The sequence below is a fragment of the Pyrobaculum sp. genome (assembly GCF_049971835.1).
In the GTDB taxonomy this organism is placed as follows: domain Archaea; phylum Thermoproteota; class Thermoprotei; order Thermoproteales; family Thermoproteaceae; genus Pyrobaculum.
The window spans coordinates 1-1,924 of the sequence record NZ_JBMFKV010000299.1 but is presented as its reverse complement, the minus strand read 5'-3'; the positions used below and the strand labels follow the sequence as shown (position 1 = coordinate 1,924).

At 61.7% G+C, this 1,924-nt stretch carries 2 protein-coding genes; both read right to left on the bottom strand.

Features of this window, described 5'->3' with window-relative positions:
* Nucleotides 1-445: ABC transporter ATP-binding protein (locus tag ACP5J3_RS13910; protein WP_428496231.1), on the bottom strand; the 445-nt coding region annotated here is incomplete at its 3' end.
* A complete protein-coding gene (locus ACP5J3_RS13905) occupies nucleotides 436-1,815 on the bottom strand; it encodes an ABC transporter permease subunit (RefSeq protein ID WP_428496230.1) in 1,380 nt (459 codons plus the stop codon). The genes ACP5J3_RS13905 and ACP5J3_RS13910, both read right to left, overlap by 10 nt.
* Between the last annotated feature and the right edge of the window lie 109 nt (nucleotides 1,816-1,924).

Sequence of the window (1,924 nt, the reverse complement as noted above, 5' to 3'; positions counted from 1 at the left end):
GCTCCACCGCCAAGGCCCTCGCCAGGGCAACTCTCTGCTGCATCCCGCCGGATAGTTGCTTCGGATACGCCTCCTCGAAGCCGGACAGCCCCACGAAGGAGAGAAACCGCGCCGCGGCCTCCCTAGCCTCCCCCCACCCCATCCCCCTCGCCACGAGGGGGAGAGCCACGTTGTCAAGCGCCGACTTCCACGGAAGTAGGGTGGGAGATTGAAACATGAGCGCTATCTCTCTCCTCGGCCCCCTAACGGGCTCCCTCCTGAACCTGATCTCCCCGGCGTCCGGCCGCTCTAAGCCGGCTATCATCCTCAAGAGGGTAGATTTACCACAGCCAGAGGGCCCCAGCAACGCCACGAATTCCCCCGCCTCGACGGCTAGGCTGATTCCGTTGAAAACCTCAACCCTCCCGTAGAACTTCTTCACCCTGTCCACCTCTATCAGCGCCATCTTGCCGCCTCCTCGTAGAGCCTTTTCCACAAGTACTTATTCACAGCCACCACGACGCCGGTCATAACGGCGACAGAGGCTAGGAGGAGCGGCATGTCGCCTCGATCCGCCGCCTTAGCCATGAGGCTTCCCAAGCCGTGCACGCCCGCCAGCGGCTCGGCTACTATAGAGGCGTTCCACGCCCCTCCCCAGGCCGTTAAGAGGCCGGTGATTAGGTACGGCAACGACGCCGGTAAGAGGATGTTCAGCAGGTAGGCACGGCCCCCTATTCCGTAGGCCCTCGCAAGATCCTGCGGCACGTCTCGCCACGCCGCCACGGTGTTGAGCACAGCGTACACCACAGCCCCCGGCAGGAGTAGCAGAACGGCGAGGGCCTCCCCCCTCACTAAGGCGCCTAGGAGGGGGTATAAAAACACAGCCGGTATGGAGGACAGCAGGGAAACGGCCAGCAGGACCGCGGTCTCCCAGCCCGGGTTCCTCACCACGATGTAAAGCGCCGCGAGCCCCACCGCCCCGCTGAGGGCCATCACCGCGAGGACTCTTAACAGAGTGAGAGGCGCCTCAGCCGCCGACACGGCGACGCCGCGTAGAAACTCGGCGAGCTGGGGGAGAGAGGGCGACGTGCCCACCCCGTAGTACACGGCGGCGAGGAGAAGCGCCGCGGCGAGCGCCACCACCACGTGCCAGCCGTATTTGAGCCAGGCGCCCAGCGCCTCGGCGACGGCGACCGGGGGCTGGGGTACCTCCCTGGTGAGCCTCCGCCAGAGGGTTAGGTACAGCGCCGCGTTGCCCAGCACCCCCAGCGCTATGCCTATATACGCCGTTTGGTAGTCACCCCTGTCAAAAGACTCAACCACGAGGCTACCTATGCCAAACAGCTTAACTTCGGTGCCCAGGGTGATGACCTCGGAGGCCGTTATGAAGAAGAAGGCGTTTGCCCACGAGATGGGTATGTTGTAGTAAATCCCCCTCAGAGCCGCGGGCACCAGAACGTGGCCCAGCTCAAGCCTCTCGTTTAGATATAGGCGCGCCATCTCCAGAAACTCCCTGGGGAGCGTCTTAAAAGACTGGTACACGCTGAAAATTATGTTCCACGCCATGGAGGTGAAGATCAGAAAGACAGCGGCCAGCTCAGCCCCCGCCAAGGGAAAGACGTAGATAAAGACGTAGAGCGCTACGGGGAAAAAGCCAAGAATCGGCACGGACTGCAAAACGTCGAGCACAGGAAGCATAAGCGACTCCACACGCCTAGATCTATACATGGCGTAGGCAACGGCGTACGCCACAGCCACAGTCACCAACAGCGCCGCCGCCATCCTGCAAAAAGTGGCTAAAAGAGCTAGAAACGCCAGGGCCACTGACCACGCCACCCCATAGGGACACCGGCAGAACAAGTATAAAAACAGTACAGACGTCAGCACTCGGCAAACTCCTCACAGATCAGGCGAGGTCTCCCACACATCACACATAGAAATCGGG